The 3,282-nt window shown below is 41.7% G+C and carries 3 protein-coding genes; 1 reads left to right on the forward strand and 2 read right to left on the reverse strand.

Annotated features, from left to right (window positions below; all coding sequences use genetic code 11):
* On the forward strand, positions 1 to 1,469 hold a 1,469-nt coding region (locus L650_RS0106740), incomplete at its 5' end, for a response regulator (RefSeq protein WP_029772617.1).
* 26 nt (positions 1,470 to 1,495) lie between these two features.
* On the opposite strand, the gene L650_RS0106745 is transcribed toward L650_RS0106740, so the two are convergent.
* Entirely contained in the window at positions 1,496 to 2,185 is a 690-nt protein-coding gene (locus L650_RS0106745; RefSeq protein ID WP_029772618.1) for a DUF1826 domain-containing protein, read from the reverse strand.
* On the reverse strand, positions 2,185 to 3,282 hold a 1,098-nt coding region (zigA, locus tag L650_RS0106750), incomplete at its 5' end, for a zinc metallochaperone GTPase ZigA (RefSeq protein WP_029772619.1). The genes zigA and L650_RS0106745, both read right to left, overlap by 1 nt.

A 3,282-nucleotide genomic window follows, 5' to 3' on the forward strand; every position in this document is an offset into this window, starting at 1 on the left:
TACCCACTATTTTGTTAAGTGCGATATTGATGCTTATGGTGGTTATTTTTATACACCAACTTGCTAATTTATTAGTGCAGCCAATCACTAGCTTAACTACGCTAATGCAAAGCTTTGGTAAAACCAAAACACATAAGTTTAATACAGACTCAAGCTGGCATGAGGTATTGCAACTGCAACAGCAATTTGAATTACTAGCTAATGCGCTGCAGCGTTCAATAGAAAACCTACAAGCCTCTAATATCAGAAACCAAGGGTTAAATACCCAGCTGAGCGAATTTAATCAGCAGCTAGAGGGCAAAGTAGCAGAGCAAACCACAGAGCTTAAAAAAGCGGTAAATAGGGCTAATTTAGCCAATGTTGCTAAGTCGCAATTTTTAGCCAATATGAGCCACGAGCTACGCACCCCTATGAACGGTATTTTAGGCATGGGAGAGGTTTTATTGCGCGATAATTCATTAACCGATGAGCAGCGGGAGCTATTAAATACGCAGCAAAAAAGCGCACAAAATTTACTGAAAATTTTAAACGATATTTTAGATTTTTCTAAAATAGAAGCTAACGCCATGGAAATTAGCCCTCGGGCGACTAACCTTGCGCCGTTTATTGCCAATATAAAGTCGTTGTTTTCTCCCATTGTAAGTTCTGATCACGTCGAGTTTATTGTTAGTCAAAGCGACAGGCTGCCAGGTTGCGTAAAAGTAGACGACCTACGTTTAAACCAAGTCATTATTAACTTGCTATCTAATGCGTATAAGTTTACCGAGCGTGGTTTTGTGCGTTTATCGTTTGATTACGAAAACGAGCAACTTTTAATAAGCGTAGCCGATAGCGGCATTGGTATTGAAAAAGATCAGCAGTCGTTGTTATTTAGTGAGTTTACGCAAGCAGATGTAGGTGTGGCACGTAAGTATGGTGGCACAGGCTTAGGTTTAGCAATTAGCCAAGGGTTAATTAAAAAAATGCAGGGTGAAATTACCCTCAACAGCGAACCAGGCAAAGGCAGCGTACTTAAATTTTACGTAAGTGCACCTAAAGCACAGTCCAACAAACCAGAGCCCGTTAAACAGGCGAAGTCGTTGCCTAATTTAAGTGATAAAACACTTTTACTGGTTGAAGATAACCCCATTAACCGCCAAGTAATTGCAAAAATGCTAGAGCCTACAAAGGTAAACTTAGTGATGGCAACCGATGGCATAGAAGCGCTAAAAGTACTTGAAGGTAATCGCTTTGATTTAATTTTAATGGATTGCCAAATGCCTAATATGGATGGCTACGAGTGCACCCAAACAATACGGGCTAACGAGGTAAACACAAAGGCACATGTGCCCATTGTTGCTATTACCGCAAACGCCTATGAAGATGACAAGCAGCGCTGTTTAAGTGTAGGCATGGATGATTTTGTTTCTAAACCGGTAAATACACAAGGGTTGTACGAAGTAATCGCGAGGGTGATAAACGCCCATTAGTGCAGCGTTTATCACCATAACAAATTTTAAATAAAATCGAGGGTGAGCAACAAGCGTTGCTCGTTTGCAGCCACCGGTGGAGAGCGGTGCACAAGCCCTGCGCCTTCGTTTTCATCCCAGTACTCGCCTTTAAGTAGCGCAACATCGCCTTGCTGGAGTTGATTAATATTATTTAGGCTTTTAAATAAGCCAGACTCTTCATCGGGCTTACCTAAATTACCAGTTCCAAGCTTTGAGCGGTCTACATCGCTGTGATTTAACCACTGCGTTGCAACGCCTTGGTAAGTTGTCACTAATCGGCACGGAATTTTGTCTACATGAAAACGCGGGCACATAGGTTTATCTAATATTTTTAGTCTTAAACCGGCGTGTTTTAAATCAAATAGGCAGCAAAACATTTCAACTAATAATGCTATGTCTTTACACAGCGCATCAGTTTCATCGCGGTTATTATCATCTGGTTTAAGTGCAGTAACTAACTTATCAAACGCATCATCGGGTGATACCGCAAGCTCAAGTGGTTTTATGGCATTAGTGCTAATGAGTGCTTTAACGGCATTTGTTAATACTTGTTCAAGGTCTCTTTGCCAAATAACGATGTTAGTGTTTTGGTCATAAATGTGTGGCAATACATTGGCGTTACTGTCTTTAGCTGCTCTTCGGTGGAGTTGCTCAGTGGGTTTTATTTGTGTCGTTATTGGAGCTAGGGCATTCATTACACTTCCTCCCAAATAGGAAACGGGTCGTTATAGGTTTTCCAAAAATCCTTACCTTTAAGCACAGCTTCTTCTGGCAGTAGGGAGTCATCAAGCGCCTCAATCATGGCTTGTTTATTTAACGACTGGCCAATAAATACAAGTTCTTGACGCATATCACCAAAGGGCTCTACCCATTTACTGTTTATATCAGCAAGTAGCTCGGGCTCTGTGGGCCAGTCTTTTTTAGGAATTGCTTTATAAAACATGCCAGCAAATCCGTAATGAGCTATACCGCCGGCTTGGCTCCACTGCGCGCAAAATAAAGGGCGCGTTGCGAGCCAAAAATACCCTTTAGAGCGAATGAGCTTGCCAAATTGCTCGGTGTTGTGCAAAAAGTGATAAAACTTCTCAGGGTTAAATGGGCGGCGCGCCGTATAATTAAAGCTGCTAATACCATACTCTTCGGTTTCGGGAATGTGTTCACCACGCATTTCTTTAAGCCAACCCGGCGCTTGTTGGGCGCGTGCAAAATTAAATAAGCCCGTATTGAGCACTTCGTTAATATTAATATTGCCGTTTGATATAGGAATCATTTTAGCTTGAGTATTAAGCGTATTTAAAATGGCAATAAGCTTATTGAGCTGTTCATTGGTGACTAAATCAGTTTTGCTAATTAAAATAACGTCGGCAAATTCAACTTGGTCAACAAGTAGGTCGGCCACGCTTCGCTCGTCGTCTTTTCCTAACGATTCGCCAGTATCTTGTAAATCGTTTGCTTGTTCGTAGTCGGTTAAAAAGTTAACCGCATCAACCACGGTTACCATGGTATCGAGGGTGGCAACATCACCAAGAGAAAAACCATTTTCGTCGGCAAAGGTAAATGTTTCGGCAACCGGTAGAGGTTCTGAAATGCCTGTTGATTCAATGACGAGATAATCAAAACGGCCATCTTTGGCAAGTTTACCCACTTCAACAAGTAAATCTTCTCGTAGGGTGCAGCAAATACAGCCGTTGCTCATTTCGACGAGTTTTTCGTTGCTGTGATTGAGCGACACATCGTTTTTAATTGTGGCTGCATCTATGTTTATCTCGCTCATATCGTTGACTATAACAGC

The organism is Pseudoalteromonas sp. TB51 (assembly GCF_000498055.1).
In the GTDB taxonomy this organism is placed as follows: domain Bacteria; phylum Pseudomonadota; class Gammaproteobacteria; order Enterobacterales; family Alteromonadaceae; genus Pseudoalteromonas; species Pseudoalteromonas atlantica.